This is a genomic window from Vreelandella sulfidaeris, from assembly GCF_042429665.1.
Taxonomy (GTDB): domain Bacteria; phylum Pseudomonadota; class Gammaproteobacteria; order Pseudomonadales; family Halomonadaceae; genus Vreelandella.
In genome coordinates, this window is the sequence record NZ_JBHMAC010000013.1 from 257,524 (window position 1) to 276,425 (window position 18,902).

The following is an 18,902-nucleotide window of genomic DNA, read 5'->3' on the forward strand; positions in this document are numbered from 1 at the left end:
TTGGACGTCTTGATACTTGCTGGCAATGCTCGCTCGTTGATCGCCAACCGTGGTGATTTGATACACGATATGCGGAGTGCTGGATTAACGGTAGCTGCCGCCGTACCTACAGCGGATTATCTTCCTGAAGTGGAAGAGTTAGACATCACTATTTATCCCATTGAAATGGGGCGTACCGGTATTAATCCGGTGCATGATCTGAAAACGCTATGGGCATTTTATCGTCTTATTCGTCAGGTTAAGCCTAAGGTCGTTTTCGGTTATACCATCAAGCCTGTTGTCTATGGCAGCCTCGCTGCCAAGGCCGCCGGTGTGCCGCGTATTTATTCAATGATCACTGGTCTTGGCCATGTATTTACCACTGACAGTGCCAGGAATCGCCGGCTACAAAAGGTGGTGTCGCTACTCTACCGTACTGGCCTTGCTTGTAATCATAAAGTCTTTTTCCAGAATCCTGACGATCTAAAGGAGTTCACTGATCGAGGGATACTACATAATGCTGATAAGGCTGTGCGCACCTATGGTTCTGGTGTGGATATACAGCGCTTTCCCCCCACGCCACTGCCTGAAAACGAATTAACGTTTCTTTTCATCGGGCGTCTGTTGACCGAAAAGGGAGTGGCTGAGTTCTGTGAGGCGGCTGGCCAACTGCGTACGGAGTACCCGTCGGTGCGTTTTATGGCGGTAGGGCCGCATGACGCCAGCTTACCTCACTCGTGCTCTGCTGCTGACCTGCAGCGTTGGAAACAAGAGGGCGGCGTGGAGTTTATTGGTGGCGTATCGGATGTTCGCCCATGGATATCTCAGTGTTCGGTGTTTGTGTTGCCTTCCTACCGTGAGGGTACGCCACGCTCAGTGCTCGAAGCGATGAGCATGGGGCGCCCTATTATAACCAGTGATGCACCTGGCTGTCGGGAAACAGTGGAGGAGGGCGTTAACGGGTTTTTGGTAGAACCGCGTGCTAGTGCGCCGTTACTTGAGGCGATGCGCAAATTTATCGATCAACCCGAATTAATACCGCAGATGGCCGAGGCATCCAGAACCTTGGTTGAGCGCCATTACGACGTTCATAAGGTGAATAAAGTGATTCTTGAGGCAATGGAGTTGGTATGAAGAACGCTATTAAACGGCTTTTCGATATGGCCTCCAGCGGTGTCGGCTTGATCGTATTGTCGCCCTTGCTGTTATTGGTAGCGGTGTGGATAAAACTGGATAGCAAGGGGCCGGTCTTTTTTATGCAACAGCGTGCTGGACGTGGCCAACAGCCTTTTCAAATATTCAAGTTTCGCACCATGGGACATCGTGAACCTGGTACTGTCGATCAGCATCAAGAACAGGTGGTCAGTGCCGGTCACGATCCGCGAATTACGCGTGCTGGTCGCTTCATACGTGCTACTAGTCTTGATGAACTCCCTCAATTGATCAACATATTTAAAGGCGATATGAGCGTCGTTGGCCCTCGTCCCGTGCTCATGGAGCAGACGGAAGTGGTACCGCCTGGTTACAAAAAACGCTTCAGTGTGCGCCCCGGATTAACAGGGCTTGCCCAGGTAAGAGGGCGGCGTAGCCTGGGCTGGCTTCAGCAATTAGCTCATGACGCTGAATATGTGGATAGGCAAAGCCTGGTGTTTGATATCAAGATTTTGTTGTTGACGGTAAAGGTCGTGTTGACAGGTAGCGGAATTTACGGCGAACCGGGCTTGAACTGGCGTACCTATCGCGACCGTCTTAATGGACAGTCACCCCGTGATAGTGACGTCGAGGAGGCGATGCGATGAGCAAGCTCAACTTTATGATGATCACCGCCAGCCCTGACGTTGCGTCGTTTATTGAGCAGCAAGGTGTATCCCGTATCTTTATGGACCAGGAGGTGATGGGCAAGGCAGAACGCCAGGGGCACCTGGATACGCATAAAGCGGCTCATTCACTTGAACAGATTGCCGCCGTTGCTAGCCGTTTGAAACAAGCCGAGTTAATGGTGCGGCTTAACCCCCTGCATGGTTCGACCCATCAAGAAGTCGACAGTGCTATCGCGCATGGCGCGCAACGGCTGATGTTGCCAATGTTTTCCTCTCGAGCAGAGGTTGGTAAGTTTTTGGATATCGTTAATGTTCGGGTGCCCGTTACTTTTCTTGCTGAAACAGCCCCCTCCTTGGTTCGATTACCTGATTGGTTGGACTTGCTGACGCCGGGCTATGACGAAGTACACATAGGCCTTAATGACTTGTCTCTTAGTCTGGGGCTTAACTTTTTATTCGAGCCCATGGCCGCGCGCTTATTAGATCCAACTGCTGCCGTGCTCAATCAAGCAGGGATGACATGGGGAGTTGGCGGCGTTGCACGTATTGGGCAAGGTGAGCTGCCCGCTGAAACGGTACTGGGCGAACATGTGCGCCTGGGGTCGCAGTGGATCATCCTGTCACGGGCTTTTCATTCCGGTGCTGCTACATCGTCGGCCTTGCTTGAAACCCTCGACTTTCCTGCGGAAATCGCCAAGTTGCGCCAGGCCGAAGCGTATTGGCATAGCGCTGACGAGGCCTCTTTACTGGCCAACCAGGAACAACTTGCTGACTGTGCCTATCGATTGGGACGTCGCGAAGGAGGTGCCTAATGTTGCTATCTTCTGAGCCAATCCGACGCATTCTCTATCTTCAGAAACCTGACGTGCTTGCCCAGCAGCAAGCGTTGGTCAGCCATACGTTGCAGGTGGCGTTACCGTCGGTGGAAATCGTGTTTGCCGATAGCATCGAGGCCGTGCCCGGTAATGCTAGCTTTGATGTAGTGATTACGCCCACCTTGCCGTGGCTACCTGATGCTTTAGCACGGCTTGCCGACTATCGCTGGATTCATTTCCTTTCGGCGGGTGTCGAAAAGATATGGGAAATGGAGTTTGATAAAACCTCCATAGTGATGACCAAGAGCAGTGGCGTCCACGGTGCGCCGATGAGCGAGTACGCTATTGGCGCAATGCTTCACTTCTCCAAGCAGTTCGGCCGCTTCCATGACCAGTCCAAGCAAGCACGTTGGGAGCGTACTTGGCTTGGGGAGTTAACCGGTAGCCAACTGACAGTATTAGGGCTTGGGCATATTGGACAGTGCCTTGCAAAACGAGCGAAGGCTTTTGATATGCAGGTGGTGGGGACTCAACGCACCCCACGTCCGGTAGCCGGCATTGATCGAGTGGTAAAGCCCGAACATATCGCTTCAGAACTAACGCAAACCGACTTTTTGGTGTGTTGCCTGCCGCTCACAGAAGCGACCCGCGGCTTAGTCGACGATGTCTTCTTGAATCAGCTTAAGCCTGGGGCGGTACTGATTGATATCTCACGTGGCGGAGTAGTGAAAGGTAATGCAGTGCTAAGGGCGCTTGAGGCTGGGATACTAAAAGGCGCCGCGTTAGATGTATTTGAGCAACAGCCGCTGCCTTCAACATCCCCTTTGTGGAATCGCACCGATGTGTTGATTACACCGCATGTGTCCGGAACCACGCCGCACTACCTTGAGCGGGCACTGCATGTATTTCTTGATAATTATAATGCATTTTCAAAAGGGCAGCGCATGGTCACGTTAGTTGATCAAGTGGCGGGTTATTAATGGATAGGGATATACGATGACTATGAATAACGTTTTTAATATCAACGATATGCTTTTTGCGCGTGGTTTTGCCCTATATCCCCGCCATGCCGATGTATCAGCACCTGTATGGAATGAGCTTGAGACGTGGGCAACAAAAGAAATCAACGGTTATATATTGCGGCACCATCCCCAGGCAGCGGTTTTCTCTAGCGTTCATAAAACTGGGGCTGTTGTGTTGGTAGGCAATGCTGTTAATCCGTTTACGGGCGAGCTTGAGCAAGACATCGTCGACCACTTCCTTGCAAACGAAGTCGGTATGTTGGAAGACGGCAGGTTACGACCCGAGTTAATTGACTACGTAGACCAGCTGACAGGCCGTTTTCGACTGATGTTTATTGAAAATGGTGCTGTTTGTGCTCTGTGTGATGCAACTGCCTTGGCTTCACTTTATTTCTACCAGCAGGATGACTCTATCTATTTATCTTCTCACTCTCAGCTATTGGCCGAGACGGTGGGAAGTGAAAGGGATAGTGAGGTACAAGAAATCATTGATTCTGGGTTCTATAGCGTAGGCCGAAAGCATTTGCCTGGTTATAAGAGCCCTTTCATAGGTATAGAGTTATTAGGCGCGAACGTATATATAAGTTCCTTGTTGAAAAAAAGAGTTCGAATATTCCCGCGTGAACCTCTGGATAAAGACAGTAGAACTTTTACAGAAGTGGTGCTTGAGTCTGCCAATATCCTCAAGAAAACGGCTGAACTTTATGTTGCTAGTCGCCCCGTACGCGTCAGCCTTTCTCTTGGACAAGATAGCCGTATCAGTTTGTCAGCTTTTCATGATTGGCGACAGCAAATCGAGGCCTACTCCTATTGTGGCAATCAGGTTGAAACTGCTGAAGCCAATAAAGTACACGAATTTGCTAAGAAAATCGGTGTTAAGCACCATGTGTTAGACACTGAAAACGTGCCCTCTGAGGAGGTTAATCAGTTAGCTGGCGTGTTGGATAGAAGCTCGGCTTATCTACGCAAGCATAAAGCAACCGAGTTTAAAAAGCTGGTTGCCTTGCTACATTGGTTTCCCAAGGACGCTCTGGAAGTTAAGGGAGAGGCGTCGGAAGTGGGACGAGCTACGTACACAAAGCGCTCTGGTATCAAGAATTTTCCGGAGCTTGACGCACGCGCTATGAGTAACCTGTATAAAAAAGCATTTTATCCTCGTCATCTACTAAAGCGGGTTGATGATTATTTTGAGGAGTTTAAGCGTAAAGGGGAATTTGGGTTTTCATCTTTAGGGTATGATGACTACGACCTGTTCTTTTGGGAGCATAGGACTGCCTGCTGTGCCTCTTTAGGAATGCAAGATCACGATATTTATCATGATGCTACCGCTATCATGAATAACCGTATTCTCATGAATAACTTTCTTACCCCCAGTTTTGAAGACCGGCTTCAAGACAAAATGCACTTGGCTGTATGCGAAAAGCTGTGGCCTGGTGTGCTTGCTATTCCAACCTCTCAGCGTACGTCTGCTAAAGGTAGGGTTAAAGTGCTAGTTGAAAATGTATTTTTCAGGGTTAACAGATTTTAAATAAATAATGCTGTAAGCGGGAAGTTACTATGAACGTTTTGGTTACCGGTGGCGCTGGCTATATTGGATCGCATACGGCTCTCTCTCTGCTTGAAGCCGGTCACGATGTGGTGGTGCTCGATAATCTCTGCAACGCCTCGCAAGAGTCCCTACGCCGTGTAGAAGAAATTGCTGATCGCTCTTTAACCTTTATCGAAGGCGATATCCGTGACCGCGCCTGTCTTGACCAGCTGTTTAATGAGCACAGTATTCACGCAGTGATTCATTTCGCGGGTCTAAAAGCGGTCGGTGAAAGTGTTGAACAGCCATTAGCTTATTATGCCACTAACGTAGCGGGTACCGTGACGCTATGCCAAGCCATGCAGCAGGCTGGGGTGTTTCGCTTGGTATTCAGCTCATCGGCAACAGTGTATGGCCCCGACGCACCAGTGCCTTATCAAGAGAATATGCCGCGTGGTCGTACTGCTAATCCTTATGGAACCTCTAAATCGATGGTGGAGCAGATCCTTGAGGATGTAGTTCGAAGCGATCAAAGCTGGTCGGTGGCACTGCTTCGTTACTTCAACCCGATTGGAGCGCATCCATCGGGTAGGTTGGGAGAAGATCCGCAGGGTATTCCCAATAATTTAATGCCTTACATTGCCCAAGTGGCGGTAGGACGTCGTGAATCATTGACCATTTTCGGCAATGACTACGCCACTACCGATGGGACGTGTATCAGGGATTATCTTCATGTGATGGATCTGGCGGAGGGGCACGTCAGCGCATTGGACCGCCTAACGTTGTCGGGTGCGCACATTTACAACCTGGGCACTGGGCAGGGGCTCTCCGTCATTCAGATGGTGGAAGCTTTTGAACGTATTAGCGAATGTTCTATTCCTTACCAGTTTGCCCCGCGTCGAGAAGGTGACCTGGATGCTTTCTGGGCGGATTCAAACAAGGCCGACGCTGAGCTTGGTTGGCAGGCCCGGCGGGGATTAGACGACATGATGGCCGATACGTGGCGTTGGCAACGCCAAAATCCCAACGGGTATCGCACTAACATTAACACTACATCAGAAGGGACATCGTAATGCTGAGCATGGACAACGTTCGTTTGGGAATCATCGGACTAGGGTATGTAGGTCTTCCGCTAGCGGTGGAGTTTGGTAAGGTGATGCCTACCGTCGGTTTTGATATCAATGCAAAGCGCATTGCAGAATTGAACGATGGAATTGACCGAACCTTGGAAGTAGAGCCATCGTTATTGGCAGAGTCTACTCAGCTTAGTTTTTCCAGTGATCTTGAAGCGCTTCGAGCGTGCACAGTTTACATTGTTACCGTACCTACACCGATTGATGAAAGTCGCCGCCCCGATTTAACCCCGCTCATTAAGGCTAGCGAGACGCTAGGCCAGGTAATAAGCCAAGGGGATGTGGTCATTTATGAATCCACCGTTTATCCCGGCGCGACGGAAGAAGACTGTATTCCTGTGATTGAACGTATTTCTGGGTTGGTTTACAACCAGGATTTCTACGCAGGCTACAGCCCAGAGCGTATTAATCCAGGTGATAAAGAGCACCGTGTGACCACCATTAAAAAGGTGACGTCTGGTTCAACCAAGGAAGCAGCTGAATTTGTTGATGCTCTTTATCGTCGTGTTATCACCGCGGGCACGCATTTAGCGAGCAGTATCCGTGTCGCGGAAGCGGCTAAGGTTATCGAAAATACCCAGCGTGATGTCAATATTGCCCTGATTAATGAACTGGCGGTTATCTTTAATCGGCTTGGTATCGACACCGAAGAGGTATTGGCGGCAGCTGGAACAAAGTGGAATTTCCTTCCTTTCCGACCAGGGCTGGTAGGCGGGCATTGTATTGGAGTCGACCCTTATTACCTAACCCATAAAGCGCAACAGGTGGGTTACCACCCTGAAGTGATTCTGTCAGGGCGCCGGATCAATGATGGGATGGGTGCCTATGTGGCGAGTCAGCTTATTAAGCAAATGATTAAAAAGCGTATTCACGTTGAAAAAGCACGTGTCTTGGTAATGGGATTAACGTTTAAAGAAAACTGCCCTGATCTGCGTAATACCCGAGTAGTCGATATTCTGGCTGAGCTGGCTGAATATGACATACAAACAGATGTTTATGATCCGCATGTTGATAAGCAGGAAGCTGAACAAGCCTATGGTATTTCACCCATAGAAGCGCCGGATGCTGGCGCCTATGACGCGATGATTCTAGCGGTGGCACATGACGAGTTTAAAGAGCTTTCTGCTGCTGACATGCGTGAGTGGGGTAAACCACTACACGTACTTTATGACTTAAAATACGTGTTGCCCAATGGCCAGGCTGATTTGAGGCTTTAATCCCGGTGTTCAGATAATGCTTTTTTTCATGCGTCGTAGTATGATTTTTAGTAACAAAGTATAAAGAAAGACGTGTCAAATTGAGCACGAGTACCAGGCATATTTTTTCAGCGCTTTTGCTAGGCTTCTCGAGCAAACCAATCAATAAAAAATAGGGAGCGTAGTCATGACAGTCAACGAAACGCGTAAAGCGTATGAAAGTCCTATACTGGTAGAAATTGGTTCATTATCTGAAATCACTGAAAATGGTACCAATCGTTTTAATGGCCCGTTTGGCCCTCGAAGCGGTGGTAGAGCAAATCCCAATGCCAACATAAATGCAAATCCAGGGGGCGCTCCATTTAGCCCTGATTCATAAGCCGAGTAATGATGCTTGGCGATCCTAGCTGGTTGTTTTAAGTATATCTGAGAAACCAACTAGTTTAGGCACCCTAAGGTCTGCAGCGTTGTTCGAGCTGCAGGCCTTTTTATATCACTACTGCTGGATTTACGACATATTATTGATCATCTCGATAATGATGCCTCTTATTAGCTAATACGTAGTTTCCATGTTTGCAATCCAAACTTTAGAAATAAAACGGAAATGCTGCTTCAAATATTCCGCTGTTTCACTGAAATAAGGTAGTCATTTGAATGAGCGATGACCGTACTCCTTCACCTGCTGCAACGGCACTGGATATGTCTTCTACAGGCTCTCCAAAAGATCAACGCCAAGGCACACAGGGACATCCCCGTGAGCGTTTTTTTTACAGTACTTATGGTTTTTCGCTGGTGTCGCATATTCCCTTGCCCGAACTGGTTGCTATCGCTCCCTGTGACCATCCCGATATCGAAATTATCGCTGGGCATGTCGATGATACTTTGGCGGGGGGGCGTCAGGTAAATCGGTGGCTACAAATGGCAGACGACCAGTGCCAGATGTGGATTGAAGGCATTGCTAATTATCGCGTAGAGCAAGGGCAGCGTATTGTTATTGACCGCCGGGTGAACGAATCAATAGCGTCTGCTGCTTCTCCAGCCGACATTCGTGTTTACCTCTTGGGCAGTGCACTTGGCGTTTTGGCGTATCAGCGTGGCTGGTTACCTCTACATATCAATGCTGTTCAAGCACCATCAGGAGAGTTATGGGCGTTTACCGGCCCTTCAGGTGCCGGTAAATCAACGTTAGGAGTATGGCTAAATACCCGTCGAGGATGGCCCCAAGTGACCGATGATGTCGCGGTGGTAAAACCTGAGGATAGCCAGCCCTTTCTCTATGCCGGCCCACGTAAAATCAAGCTGTGGAAAGAGACATTAGAAGCGCTGCAGATTGATATGAGCGGAGCGCAGCGAGATTTAAGCCGTGTCGATAAATTTCATATCCCTGTACCAGGCTCGAGTGAAGTGCCCCCTTTAGCCCCTCTTAAGCATTTAGTTGTGCTGGAACGGGGTGACGGTAGTCGGTCCCGGCTTACCGAGGTGTTTGGTGATGAGGCCGTCATTTTACTTCTGGATACGCTTTACCGTTCCGAATTTGGTCGTGAGTTCATGGCGCCTGAGCAGATAGTGCAAGCATGCGAAAAGCTCGCCATGACCATGCACGTCTATTGTTTTTGTCGCCCATGGAGCCTGGAGGATATGGATAATCATTTAGCGCCTATCCTGAAAAAAGCTGAACTAGGATAGCAATTGTTATTTTCTCTATAGTAATTTTTGGTAACCAAATGTAAAATTGTCTTTGCTGAATAGTCAGTCACTTTATACGTAGCATGGTTTTCTCATCATTACTTGGCACTTTGAGCAAACCAGGCAATAAAAAGCAAAAAGGAGCGTAGACATGGCAAAGATCCAAGTGCGAAAAGTATATGAGCGTCCTGCGTTAGTAGAGATCGGCTCAATGGCAGAAAAAACGGAGTTTTTCTTTTCACCTGATTTTTTTGAGAAGCTTTTTGCTATTAAGAAGCACTATTTCTATAAAAAACATGGCGGCAGGCCTGATTGGGGGCATCATCCTGAGCCTGAGTTTTCCTAATCATACTTTTTGGATATTAGTTGCCGAGCTGATGTTTCTCAGCTTGGAAAGTTTAGCGTAAGCTTTCAAAGCCTGCAGGTTTTCAGGGAACTGCAGGCTTTTTATTGCTCATTAATTTAAAATTAAGCACTGCATTGATAAACGACTGTTTTAGAGCTTAAATAGTTTTATCGTAGGCTTCTTATATAAAACAATGCTTTATTAGTGTAGTAACAATGTTTTATCAGGACATACCAAGGGAAACATAATGGCTGAGAGACGTGCTAACCACACCATGGATGATAGTCTGTCAGATCAAGGCGAAAGAAGGGGCAACCTTCCCGCTATTAATCAGCGTTACTATTATCTGACGTATGGGCTTAAAATCTGCTCTACGCTCGAGTTGCCCGAACTTCCTGAGATTGAACCATGCGAACAGCCCGATGTATTCGTCACGACGCCTGGTGTTGTCGATAAGCTGGAAGAGGGTAAGTCGCTTAGGCAATGGTTAGAAGTTGGTGATGACCGCTGTCAGATTACCGTCGAAGGCATTGCCCGCTATCGGGTTGAAGAAGGGCAACGCATTTTACTTGACCGCCGTATGCCCCAAGGCGCTGATTCAGTAGCTGATCCTGGCGATGTCCGCCTGTTTTTACTAGGTAGCGCGCTCGGGGCGCTGTTGCATCAACGCCATTGGTTGCCCCTTCATGTCAGCGCGCTCAAGACACCTGCAGGGGCATGGGCGTTTACTGGCCATTCAGGCGCGGGTAAATCTACCATGAGCGCTTGGTTACACTACACTCAGCAATGGCCGTTAATTACGGATGATGTGGCTGTTATCAAGCCTGACGAAGCGGAACCGCTGCTTCATCCAGGCCCCGCTCGGGCAAAACTCTGGCGTGATGCGTTAACCGCGTTGGGTATAGGGACAGAAGGTCTCGTACGTGACTTGATGCGAGCAGATAAGTTTCACTTAATGATGAATAAGGGCGTTCGCTACGATGCTCATCGCTTAAATGCATTAGTGCAATTGGAGCGTTGTGAAGAGGGTGAGCCGGCTAGTTTAACGAAGCTATCGGGCGTAGAGGCGTTTAAAACGGTGATGGGGGCTATTTACCGACCTGAGCTGGGCAGTGAGTTCAACACTGATGAACAGCTTATGCGTGAATGCATTCGCTTGGCTCAGCAGATTCGTGTTTACCGCTTTCGGCGGCCATGGTCGTTAGACGATATGGATCAAAATTTAAAACCGTTGCTTGATGAAATACACGCCCAGGCTGATGCCTCTTTCTCTTGTTAGGTAACAGGCTAAAATAAACATTCATCGGCATTAAAGGTAGGCACGATTCGCCTGCCTTTTTTTATGGGCAAGATTTATTAATATTCGCTACTTTGCAGTAAGGTTATAGATAGCAACCGACGATAGTATAGAGATGAAAGCTTTGGCCACCTGACACCGGTATACGGCCTGCCGTTACCCAGGCGTGAGCTTTAAACTCGTTGGTGTCTGGGTCTCGGCAAAGCCCAAAGTAGAGAGAGTAGGGGATACGATAAAAGCCTAATAGCAGGCGCGCAGTCATCGCTTGAGGAAAGCAATTGGCAACCCAGGGACAGTAACGTGCTGTTACGCGAATAACGCGTGCAATACGAAGCGCCTGAGCTTCTTGCTGAGAAGACAAGAGATGTGTATAGGCGCATAGGCCGACCGGTTTACCCAGATAGGGCGCCAAGCGCCGAAAGGTAAGGGTGACAATCATCAGTCGGCTAATACCTAGCAGTAGCCATACAGGTACAAACCACCTTTTGGTAAAAGCTGGTTTGCGGAAAAAACTCATCGCCTTGTTGTTAGACGATTTCAAGCGGCTAAACACATTAGCCCTTGTTGACTGGCTCAATCAAGTTGACCTTCATCAGATCATGGGCAAACCGAGTGATATCTTGATGGCAAGTAGCGCTATCAATGTCATATTCCTGGCAAATTGACGACACTAAATCATCAATACTGGCTGGTGTTTCCAGCAATTCCCAGGCGCGGGCACCTACACCGGAAATACCGTAATAGCGGCCTAATTTCTCATTCATCATGACTAGGTCGCCGTCAAGGTTAGCGGCGACCATATCCGGGTTGCGCTGTAACAAAGTAGAGGAAGAGAGAGTCATCGTTGTCATCGCAATGGTTTCAAATTTTAGAATGAAGAACTATGTATATGATTGTAACCAAAAATCACGCTTTCAAACAGCTAGAAAACAACATTCTGGCAATTTTCTTATAAGCGCAAAAACACCGCATGCCACAGAGTGGCATGCGGCGTGGTGTCGTTATTACCAGCACCCTGAATCAAGAGCCTGGAGCAAATGCGGTGCCGTCTCTACCGTTAACTGTATCGGAATTGGGCAAACCACCAGCTTCGGTAATGTCGTTCATGGCACCTAGCTCTTGAAGAGTAGGAGCTTCATATGATTTGCGTTCTGTTTGTAACATGTAGCTCTCCTTTAATGGCAGGGTTGCCAGACCCTTGGCAACACCAACACTATAGTAACTGTTTAGTTACACGTCCACACCTTTTGTTTACTTTCATTTACTTTAATCTTTATGGGAATTCTGCTACTACCAATTCGGCTGAGCTTGAATAGCTTGAGCTGATATAACATCCTGAATCAGTGGTAAGAATTAACGGGTCGGTTGCCCGGTTGTAGAGTAATGGGAGGCATGGGGGGGAGGGGAAGGTTTTCTAGGGCAACGGCATTGAGCCCTACAAGGTATCATTTTGGAAAAATACAGGTGAAGTGGGGCAAGCGGGGTGGTCTGGCAGATGGGAGAGAGGGAAAATAAATTAAGCAGAAAGCAGCGTATGAACAGCGTTCATTAAAGTAACCAAGGATCAATTATTCGTTATATGGCGAGATTAGACTAATGAGTGGCGTCAATTAACCGCATGTCACTAAAGTGACATGCGGCTCGCTATTGTCGATATAGCATTCCTAATGAATTAGGAAACGATATCGAACGCAGTACCATCTTGGCCTTGAAAAGTATCAGCAAAGTTCTGGCTGCCGTTTTCAGTAATTTCGTTCATTGCACCCAGTTCTTGTAGTGCCGGTGCGTCATAGGGCTTGCGATCCATATGTAACATGTTGATCTCCTTAAGTTGAAAGATTGCCGGATTTTGGCAATCATATCCAATATAGGTAATAGTTTGTTTCTCGTCCATAGTCGTTTGTTGCTTTTTATTACTGATTTTGCTCATCAGCATAGCGTATGAAACGTCCCACTGATAAACCGCGTAGCATACGAATACGATAACGAAGCTCTACTTCTTGGCTGCCCCGCGCGCTATTAGTAGGCCATTCGTCCAGCGCTTTCTCCAAACTCTCAATATCTAAATAGTCATTAGCGCTGTCGTGTGCTTTTAGCTTTTCCAGCTCTTCTCTTATTTGGGGAAGTGAACGATCTATTTGTTCATACCAGTCGGCTGACTGTAACCCCCGCGTCTTGGCCTCCAGAATTTCCGGTGGCAAGCTGTCTTGCATAAGGCGTCTGAGCAACCATTTAAAGTGCCCATCCCCTACATACTGGGATTCGGGAACGGCTAAACAAAACTCAATCAAACGCACGTCGGCAGTAGGGTCTCGCATTTCAAGACCGTAAGTATTCGCCAACGCGTTATAGTCACCATTTTCCATTGTTTGCATGGCTTGGATCCGCTGCTGGCGACCTTGCCACGCCGGTTGAAAGCTGGTGTCGTAACCTGCCTGCTTGGCTCGTTGTTGGGTGCCCATCTGTTTTGACCAGTCTGGCTTGATCGCTGAGTAATTTTTTAATCGAAAGGCCCTGCCACGGGCGGCTTCCCTTAACCTCCAGACCACATTGGGCACGAGCGGTGCAAGGCATGGCCGAACCATGTTTTGCCAGCGCATATTTCGTTGACGCTGTTTCAGTCCTTTATAGACGTTATACAATGTTTTCCAGCGGCCTGTTCGAGCTAGCCGCGCCAAATAAGGGTAGCCGTCATAGGAGATACTGAAATTCCCCATCGATCCGGTTAACAGCACCTTGACTCCTCGCTGTTCGGCCTCTTGTCGGATGGCTATCCACCACGCCATATTGCAAGTGTTGAGCGGCGCACGATCAAGTAGCTCTACCACCTCTTGCAAATCATCAAGCGGCGTTTTATCGCCTGTTCTCACTAAAATATGCTCAATATTCGCAAAGCGATCAGCAACCGCTTTGGCGCCTATTGACTCATCGGCATGGCGGCCGCGAGGGACCGGTCCATTGAAGGCTTCGCGCGGTACTGCCGTGTAGGCCACTAATGACTGCTGACGCTTAGCCAGGAGTGATGCTGCAGTAGCAGTGACGGTTGAACTGTCTAAGCCGGAACTAAGTTCAGCGCCAATAGCACCGTTTGAACGCAAACGGCGCTTTACCGCTTGGTCGAGCTGTTCCCGGAACGCTTCAACATACGCTTCGTCAGAATCAAGATGAAGCTCATGTTTTGGATCAAAACGATGGTAAAAATGCGTTCTCCTTTCACCGTTTTCAAACACAATGACCTGACCCGGTTCAACGTGATACACATCTTTATAAAATGTTTTTGAGTCTGAACGGGGTATCAAGCATATATAGTCGTGCAGTTGCTCTTCACTGATCGCTTTTGTAAAGCCAGGAATGGCAAAAAGCGCTTTGGGCATCGTCGCAAACGCCAACAGATCCTGGCGCTGATACCAATATAAGGGACGCATGCCGAGGGGGTCGCGGGAAAGCCACAGACGCTGCTTGTGAGGCTGCCAGCAAGCGAGGGCGAAGTCGCCGAGTAGCTGTTGCGGAGCGTCTGTCTCCCAGCGCTGGCAGGCTTGGTAGACCAGTTCGCTATCCGGCATCAATGCTGCTTGCGCGTCGTTGATCCCGAGCTTTTCAAAAAGCTCTTCGCGATTATCAATACGCCCATCGAATACCATTGCCAGCTTTTCAGACCCGCGCCAAAGCGGCTGCTGATCAAGGCTGTCCTCGGGGGTAGTGCGTAATAGCGTGCGAGTTAGACCCGCATTTTTTTGGTGCCAACTATGCTGAGCATCGCGACCATAGGGTGTTAACAATGACTGCATGCGCTGCAGCGTGTCACGATCAACGGCGCTAGCATCAAGATGGATAAGACCTGCAATCGCACTCATGATGAACCCTCATTGATTTGCGCTGGCACAAGTAGGTTACCTAGCTGTTCAAATAACGTTTCTGCCACTGCGTCAGGCCGACGAACGGTGACGGAGTTTTGATAGAAACGGGCGACATTCTGGCCGGTGCCAATCGCGGCTAGACTGATCGGGCTTTTCTCAATATCACCAATAATATGTCGTAGATGATGTTCTAAGAAGTCACGCCCGTTTGCCTGGGCGGTAGCCTTGTCGTAGGGCGCGCCATCCGATATCACCAACATTATTTTGCGTGGTTCAGGTTGACGGCTGAGACGACTGGCTGCCCAGTGGAGGGCTTCTCCATCAATGTTTTCGTGCCCCGGCATCTGACGTAGCAGTAAGCTTAAATGGTGTCTGGTTCGACGCCATGGCTGCTCAGGGGTTTTATAAATAATGTGCTGCAATGCATTTAAGCGCCCTGGGTGCTCGGGTTGCCCGCGCTGTTGCCAGCGCCTAAACACTGGATTGTCAGCGGTATAGCGGGTGGTGAAGCCCAGCACTTCACAACGAATCTTGCACATTTCCAAGGTGTGGACAGCAAATTCGATTGCCATGGCCGCCATCTGTCGGCGTTTTATGTCCATGGAGCCTGATTGGTCAACCAGCAATGTGACGCAGGCTGCGGGCATGGGGGCTGCCTGTTCGATACGAAACACACGCTGGGTAGGTTTATCATCCAATAGCCTTGCCAAACGCCGATTATCTAACCGCCCGTCTTCTTGATCGAATAGCCAGCGACGTTGGCTCGCAGCTAAGAGGCGGCGTTGCAGGCGATGCGCCAGTTGTTTGATGCGCCGTTGATCTAGCTGATGAAGCTGCTTAAACGCTTCCTTATCTGCCTCTTTTAACCAATAGCTGGCCGGCTGGGTTTCATCCCATTGACGGGAGAATACCGCATACTGCTGTTTCTTATCATCACGCTCTGCAAGCTCCTCCGCTAAGCCCGTGTTTGTCTCACTTGCATCATCAGACTCTTCTTCTTCAATATCCTCGTCCTGCAGGCGAATATGATCGTTTGCTTGAGGCCGCGAAGGTTGGTTGGTCTGATAGAAAAGCGCGAGTTGCTCAACCAGAGGGGCAACGGTGGATGCAAAGGCGCCGCTATCGTGCAAACACTCAGCTGCTTTTTGCAGCACCTCACGAAGCTGATGGTCGCTAACGGGGGGAGGGGAGGGAGCAGGTGTTGCTTGACGACCTAATAACTGACCCCAGGCCCGTTTTAATACGCTTTTTGACGAGTGTTCCTGTGGCGAAGACAACAGCATATTGTCGGGCAGAGGCCGAGCTTGAAAAGCAAGACGGGCGGCGTGATAAAGCGCCGCCATATCTTGTCGTGGTGGCGCTATCGATAAAGGATTCGATAAATTGTGCGCAATACCCGGTAGTTCATGACTGGCCAGCGTTTCCACTCGGGCACGTTCAAGCAGGCTGAACCATGCTTGCTCTTCATGGGTAAAGTTAGCCAGCGGGCGGGGATCGTGCCAGCGCCGCCAAGCGGCCATTGCATCCGCGCCGCCGCGGACGGTTGAGGAAACCGGCAAAATGCTGGCCGAAGGCCATGACGTCATGCGGCCAGCGGCGTAGGTCCGTGTCCACGCTTCAATAAGCGCTTGCTCCTTGTTAGCGGGCGATGACATGACAGTGTCCTTATGCCAACTCAACATCAAAACAGCGCTGATAGATTTCAGAAACCAATGAACGCTCTACCTCGTCACAACGGTTAAAGAAGCTTAGACGCATAGCTTCATGAGGGTCGTTCAAAAGTAAGCTGTTCTCTGCCCATGAAATCAACGTGCGCAGTGAGATAAGTGTCGTCAGGTCGCCCTGTTCAAAAGCCTGACGTAATAGGCTGGCACAGGTGACCATGCGCTGAACTTGCTGTTCGGGTAATGAGTCAAATTTTCGTTGTAATAACTGGGTTTCTGCCTCAGTGGCCATGTAGCCAAGCTCAGTCGTGACATGCCAGCGATCAAGCTGCGCCTGGTTGAGGGCTTGAGTGCCGACATAGAGACCTGATGCATCTCCTTGGCCCGCAGTATTAGCCGTTGCAAAGAGACGGAAGCTGGGGTGGGGAGTAATGACTTGATTTTGATCCAGCAAGGTTAGCTTTCCTTGCGTTTCAAGCACCCGTTGAATGACAAACATAACATCGGGGCGCCCGGCGTCGTACTCATCAAGAATTAGCGCGATGGGTCGTTGCATGGCCCATACCAGCATGCCCGGAACAAATTCTGTCACTTGCTTACCATCACGCATCACCACCATATCGCGGCCAATTAGGTCCGCGCGGGTAATATGACCATCAAGATTGATACGGATACATGGCCAATTCAGCCTAGCGGCGACTTGCTCAATATGCGATGACTTGCCGCTTCCGTGGGGGCCATAAAGATAAACACGACGATTTTTGGCGAATCCCATCAGTATGGCGCGGGTGGCACTGTCAACAAACTGAAAGTGGGGGTCCTTTTCCGGCACATGTTCATCTGACTGCGAAAAAGCAGGGATCTCCCAGGGCATCGCGACATGAAACATATCGTCAGCATTGCAATGTGTATCGGGATGATGGGTGTATGTCGTCATAGTATTAATTAGCCGTCCTTTATAAGATCTCATCCAGAGCAGATCAGTTGAGATGCTCAGCAGTGCTTATTTTCATTCAAAGGTAATGAAAGTAGAGGTGTACCTTACCTAAATGTGAATTCTGTTTACATAAGGTAACATTAAATGTAAAGATAATAGTCAAATTAGGTGAGAAACAGCACTATGCCTATCACCTATTTAAGCCTGTATTGTTACGGAAGCTGTCATAAAGGCGATATAGGCGAGGCATACTATCGATATCAGTAGATGAAATCACTGATGGTTAGGTGTCAGTTGAAGCGAACTGGCTCATCACCGCTAGCCCTTTGTCTTAGTGGTTGCCAGTAGTAAAACCGTTGACTGCTTCCTTTGGCGGTAAAATTTCACCTTATAAATGAGCGTACGATGTCTGAGTCTCCTGAACACCTCATGGCGGACCCGAGCTTCCAGCTACTGTTGCTTCTATCGAGATTGGTGCTCAACCAAGAGCAAATTCAGGCGATTGATGAATTGATCCCACGCGTTGAAAACTGGGATACATTTACTCGCCAGGCTTCCGAGCGCTTTGTATTGCCCATTGTGCACAGCCATCTTAGCCGCCATTGGAAAGATCGTATTCCTGACCCTTATCTCGACGTCATGAAGCTCTACTCATTGCGTGCTTTGCAACATAATCTGAATATATCGGCTGAGTTTAAGCACGTGGTCAGGGATGTGTTATCACCACTCAATGTCCCTCACCTCTGTTTTAAAGGGCCTTCGCTCGCGTATCAATACTATCCAGAGCCTGCCCAGCGTCTTTGTCGAGATGTGGATATTCTGGTTGCCCCGCAAGATTTACCAAAAATTCTTCAACATGCCTTAAATAATGGCTATCAACCCCACGATCCGAAAGCATTAACGCCGAGCGATGAAAGTGTCGCGTTTGTAGCCAGTCACCAAAAAGTAGTTACACTGCTATCGCCTCGTAACGTCGCTGTCGAGTTTCATACCAAAATTGATAATACCGGATCGGTGTTTAAAGCGACGCGAATGCTTGAAAAACGTCAGCCTGTGACTGTTAGTCAAGTCGAGACGTGGGTAATGCCGATCAGTGAACTTTTTGTCTACTTATGCTGGCATCATACCAAGCATTACTGGTCACGCCTTCACTGGATCGTCGATATAACCGCGATAATGAACCATCCCTCGTTTGATCTTGATGAGGCGTTGGCTTGCGCTGATCGTTACCATTTGGGAAGTACGGTTCGGTCGTGTCTGGAAATGGTGGCGTATTTCAGTGCTCCTATGCGCGGCGATATTGAGACGTTGTCGCCCAATACTCGAGAATTAGTACGTACGTCGATCTTGGCCATGCATGGCGATGTCGCGTTTGAACACTCTCTGAGTCGAAAGAAGCCCACCCCTGATTTTTCATTCGCTTGGCAAACAACCAATGGTCGTATATGGCAATGGCGATTACTGGGTTGGAAACGTATCTTTCGCCCTACTTATGAAAATTACGCGGCTTGGCCACTGACAAGGCAATGGCAGTGGATTTATTGCTGCATACGCCCCTTTCATGAGGCGTATGCTCGATTAGGTCATAAAAAGACCATTAATTAATGGAGTGTTTTTAATTT

The 18,902-nt window shown here is 48.9% G+C and carries 19 protein-coding genes; 12 read left to right on the forward strand and 7 right to left on the reverse strand.

Features of this window, described 5'->3' with window-relative positions; translation table 11 throughout:
• The 11 genes from ACFFLD_RS15790 (at position 1) to ACFFLD_RS15840 (ending at position 10,804) form a co-directional block, all read left to right on the forward strand.
• Positions 1-1,113, forward strand: coding sequence for a glycosyltransferase family 4 protein (locus tag ACFFLD_RS15790; protein ID WP_386042038.1), 1,113 nt, complete (start codon positions 1-3; stop codon positions 1,111-1,113).
• On the forward strand, positions 1,110-1,778 hold the full coding sequence (locus ACFFLD_RS15795; protein ID WP_386042040.1) for a sugar transferase: 669 nt from the start codon (positions 1,110-1,112) through the stop codon (positions 1,776-1,778). The genes ACFFLD_RS15790 and ACFFLD_RS15795 overlap by 4 nt, the downstream gene beginning before the upstream one ends.
• A complete protein-coding gene (locus tag ACFFLD_RS15800; protein WP_386042042.1) occupies positions 1,775-2,611 on the forward strand; it encodes a hypothetical protein in 837 nt (278 codons plus the stop codon). Before ACFFLD_RS15795 ends, ACFFLD_RS15800 begins: the two co-directional genes overlap by 4 nt.
• Positions 2,611-3,594 carry a D-2-hydroxyacid dehydrogenase gene (locus ACFFLD_RS15805; RefSeq protein WP_386042044.1) on the forward strand — a complete coding sequence of 328 codons (984 nt, stop codon included), beginning with the start codon at positions 2,611-2,613 and terminating at the stop codon, positions 3,592-3,594. Before ACFFLD_RS15800 ends, ACFFLD_RS15805 begins: the two co-directional genes overlap by 1 nt.
• Before the next feature lie 16 nt (positions 3,595-3,610).
• A complete protein-coding gene (locus tag ACFFLD_RS15810) occupies positions 3,611-5,164 on the forward strand; it encodes a hypothetical protein (protein WP_386042046.1) in 1,554 nt (517 codons plus the stop codon).
• Between the two features lie 29 nt (positions 5,165-5,193).
• Positions 5,194-6,237: a UDP-glucose 4-epimerase GalE gene (galE, locus tag ACFFLD_RS15815; protein WP_386042048.1), complete on the forward strand. Its 1,044-nt coding sequence runs from the start codon at positions 5,194-5,196 to the stop codon at positions 6,235-6,237.
• Positions 6,237-7,514: a Vi polysaccharide biosynthesis UDP-N-acetylglucosamine C-6 dehydrogenase TviB gene (gene tviB, locus ACFFLD_RS15820; protein WP_386042050.1), complete on the forward strand. Its 1,278-nt coding sequence runs from the start codon at positions 6,237-6,239 to the stop codon at positions 7,512-7,514. Before galE ends, tviB begins: the two co-directional genes overlap by 1 nt.
• A gap of 166 nt (positions 7,515-7,680) precedes the next feature.
• Positions 7,681-7,872, forward strand: a complete 192-nt coding sequence (locus ACFFLD_RS15825; protein WP_386042052.1) for a lasso RiPP family leader peptide-containing protein — start codon at positions 7,681-7,683, stop codon at positions 7,870-7,872.
• A gap of 275 nt (positions 7,873-8,147) precedes the next feature.
• Positions 8,148-9,179, forward strand: a complete 1,032-nt coding sequence (locus ACFFLD_RS15830; RefSeq protein WP_386042054.1) for a hypothetical protein — start codon at positions 8,148-8,150, stop codon at positions 9,177-9,179.
• Between the two features lie 151 nt (positions 9,180-9,330).
• Complete coding sequence (locus ACFFLD_RS15835) at positions 9,331-9,525, forward strand: hypothetical protein (protein ID WP_386042056.1); 195 nt, start codon at positions 9,331-9,333, stop codon at positions 9,523-9,525.
• A 247-nt stretch (positions 9,526-9,772) separates the two neighbouring features.
• Positions 9,773-10,804, forward strand: coding sequence for a hypothetical protein (locus tag ACFFLD_RS15840; RefSeq protein WP_386042058.1), 1,032 nt, complete (start codon positions 9,773-9,775; stop codon positions 10,802-10,804).
• A 103-nt stretch (positions 10,805-10,907) separates the two neighbouring features.
• Here the strand turns inward: ACFFLD_RS15840 and ACFFLD_RS15845 are convergent, their stop codons facing one another.
• The 7 genes from ACFFLD_RS15845 to ACFFLD_RS15875 form a co-directional block, all read right to left on the reverse strand.
• Positions 10,908-11,363, reverse strand: coding sequence for a lasso peptide biosynthesis B2 protein (locus tag ACFFLD_RS15845; protein ID WP_386042060.1), 456 nt, complete (start codon positions 11,361-11,363; stop codon positions 10,908-10,910).
• 13 nt (positions 11,364-11,376) lie between these two features.
• The gene (locus ACFFLD_RS15850) at positions 11,377-11,673 is read right to left on the reverse strand and encodes a PqqD family peptide modification chaperone (RefSeq protein WP_386042062.1); all 297 of its coding nucleotides are present in this window, start codon (positions 11,671-11,673) and stop codon (positions 11,377-11,379) included.
• A gap of 169 nt (positions 11,674-11,842) precedes the next feature.
• Positions 11,843-11,986: a hypothetical protein gene (locus ACFFLD_RS15855; RefSeq protein ID WP_386042064.1), complete on the reverse strand. Its 144-nt coding sequence runs from the start codon at positions 11,984-11,986 to the stop codon at positions 11,843-11,845.
• 508 nt (positions 11,987-12,494) lie between these two features.
• On the reverse strand, positions 12,495-12,638 hold the full coding sequence (locus ACFFLD_RS15860; protein ID WP_386042066.1) for a hypothetical protein: 144 nt from the start codon (positions 12,636-12,638) through the stop codon (positions 12,495-12,497).
• 97 nt (positions 12,639-12,735) lie between these two features.
• Positions 12,736-14,676, reverse strand: coding sequence for an asparagine synthetase B family protein (locus ACFFLD_RS15865; protein ID WP_386042068.1), 1,941 nt, complete (start codon positions 14,674-14,676; stop codon positions 12,736-12,738).
• Positions 14,673-16,334: a cobaltochelatase CobT-related protein gene (locus tag ACFFLD_RS15870; protein WP_386042071.1), complete on the reverse strand. Its 1,662-nt coding sequence runs from the start codon at positions 16,332-16,334 to the stop codon at positions 14,673-14,675. The genes ACFFLD_RS15865 and ACFFLD_RS15870 overlap by 4 nt, the downstream gene beginning before the upstream one ends.
• A gap of 10 nt (positions 16,335-16,344) precedes the next feature.
• Entirely contained in the window at positions 16,345-17,280 is a 936-nt protein-coding gene (locus ACFFLD_RS15875; RefSeq protein ID WP_386042073.1) for an AAA family ATPase, read from the reverse strand.
• 405 nt (positions 17,281-17,685) lie between these two features.
• Between ACFFLD_RS15875 and ACFFLD_RS15880 the strand changes: the two genes are divergently transcribed.
• Positions 17,686-18,885: a nucleotidyltransferase domain-containing protein gene (locus ACFFLD_RS15880; RefSeq protein WP_386042075.1), complete on the forward strand. Its 1,200-nt coding sequence runs from the start codon at positions 17,686-17,688 to the stop codon at positions 18,883-18,885.
• The last annotated feature ends 17 nt before the right edge of the window (positions 18,886-18,902 follow it).

What these genes read in the sequence shown, in the direction of transcription:
- ACFFLD_RS15830 (WP_386042054.1), top strand. Translation starts at nt 8,148, where the DNA reads ATGAGCGATGACCGTACTCCTTCACCTGCTGCAACGGCACTGGATATG.
- ACFFLD_RS15850 (WP_386042062.1), bottom strand. Translation starts at nt 11,673, where the DNA reads ATGACAACGATGACTCTCTCTTCCTCTACTTTGTTACAGCGCAACCCG.
- ACFFLD_RS15870 (WP_386042071.1), bottom strand. Translation starts at nt 16,334, where the DNA reads ATGTCATCGCCCGCTAACAAGGAGCAAGCGCTTATTGAAGCGTGGACA.
- ACFFLD_RS15825 (WP_386042052.1), top strand. Translation starts at nt 7,681, where the DNA reads ATGACAGTCAACGAAACGCGTAAAGCGTATGAAAGTCCTATACTGGTA.
- ACFFLD_RS15805 (WP_386042044.1), top strand. Translation starts at nt 2,611, where the DNA reads ATGTTGCTATCTTCTGAGCCAATCCGACGCATTCTCTATCTTCAGAAA.
- ACFFLD_RS15840 (WP_386042058.1), top strand. Translation starts at nt 9,773, where the DNA reads ATGGCTGAGAGACGTGCTAACCACACCATGGATGATAGTCTGTCAGAT.
- ACFFLD_RS15810 (WP_386042046.1), top strand. Translation starts at nt 3,611, where the DNA reads ATGACTATGAATAACGTTTTTAATATCAACGATATGCTTTTTGCGCGT.
- ACFFLD_RS15795 (WP_386042040.1), top strand. Translation starts at nt 1,110, where the DNA reads ATGAAGAACGCTATTAAACGGCTTTTCGATATGGCCTCCAGCGGTGTC.
- ACFFLD_RS15880 (WP_386042075.1), top strand. Translation starts at nt 17,686, where the DNA reads ATGTCTGAGTCTCCTGAACACCTCATGGCGGACCCGAGCTTCCAGCTA.
- tviB (WP_386042050.1), top strand. Translation starts at nt 6,237, where the DNA reads ATGCTGAGCATGGACAACGTTCGTTTGGGAATCATCGGACTAGGGTAT.
- galE (WP_386042048.1), top strand. Translation starts at nt 5,194, where the DNA reads ATGAACGTTTTGGTTACCGGTGGCGCTGGCTATATTGGATCGCATACG.
- ACFFLD_RS15835 (WP_386042056.1), top strand. Translation starts at nt 9,331, where the DNA reads ATGGCAAAGATCCAAGTGCGAAAAGTATATGAGCGTCCTGCGTTAGTA.
- ACFFLD_RS15800 (WP_386042042.1), top strand. Translation starts at nt 1,775, where the DNA reads ATGAGCAAGCTCAACTTTATGATGATCACCGCCAGCCCTGACGTTGCG.
- ACFFLD_RS15865 (WP_386042068.1), bottom strand. Translation starts at nt 14,676, where the DNA reads ATGAGTGCGATTGCAGGTCTTATCCATCTTGATGCTAGCGCCGTTGAT.
- ACFFLD_RS15860 (WP_386042066.1), bottom strand. Translation starts at nt 12,638, where the DNA reads ATGTTACATATGGATCGCAAGCCCTATGACGCACCGGCACTACAAGAA.
- ACFFLD_RS15875 (WP_386042073.1), bottom strand. Translation starts at nt 17,280, where the DNA reads ATGACGACATACACCCATCATCCCGATACACATTGCAATGCTGACGAT.
- ACFFLD_RS15855 (WP_386042064.1), bottom strand. Translation starts at nt 11,986, where the DNA reads ATGTTACAAACAGAACGCAAATCATATGAAGCTCCTACTCTTCAAGAG.